Genomic DNA, 544 nt, shown 5'->3' with positions numbered 1-544 from the left:
AGCGGCAATGTCGCCGGGATGTTGCCGGGCAGCGACCCCAAGCTCGCCAAGGAGGTCGTGGTGTTGTCGGCGCATCTCGATCATCTCGGCGTCGGGCGGCCCGATGCCAAGGGCGACACGATCTATAACGGCGCGGAGGACAATGCGGTCGGCATCGCCTCGCTGATCGAGGAAGCCAAGCGTTTCAAGGCTTCGGGCAAGCGCCCGCGCCGCTCGATCCTGTTCCTGGCAGTGACGGCGGAGGAGAAGGGGCTGGTCGGCTCCGACTATTTCGCCAAGCACCCGACCGTGCCGATCTCCAGCATCGTCGCCGACGTCAATCTCGATATGCCGATCCTGTCTTACGCCTTTGAAGACATGACGGTGTTCGGGGCCGATCGCTCAACCTTGGGGCCGCTCGTCGCGCAGGCGGTCGGCACCTTGGGGGTGACGATGTCGCCCGATCCCGATCCGGCGCAGGGCATTTTCGTGCGCTCCGATCATTATCGCTTCGTCCAGCAAGGCGTGCCCTCGGTGTTCCTGTGGCCAGGGCAGAAGGGGCCGG

General features: G+C 65.1%; 1 protein-coding gene. It reads left to right on the top strand.

The window, feature by feature from the left end:
* Positions 1-544 (top strand): M20/M25/M40 family metallo-hydrolase (locus AACY19_RS26890; protein ID WP_339454525.1); only part of this gene is annotated, 544 nt, incomplete at both ends.

The organism is Pseudomonas sp. EA_5y_Pfl2_R50 (assembly GCF_963970475.1).
In the GTDB taxonomy this organism is placed as follows: Bacteria; Pseudomonadota; Gammaproteobacteria; order Pseudomonadales; family Pseudomonadaceae; genus Aquipseudomonas.
Note: the sequence above shows the minus strand (reverse complement) of the source record. Positions and strands in the feature narration are given on the sequence as shown.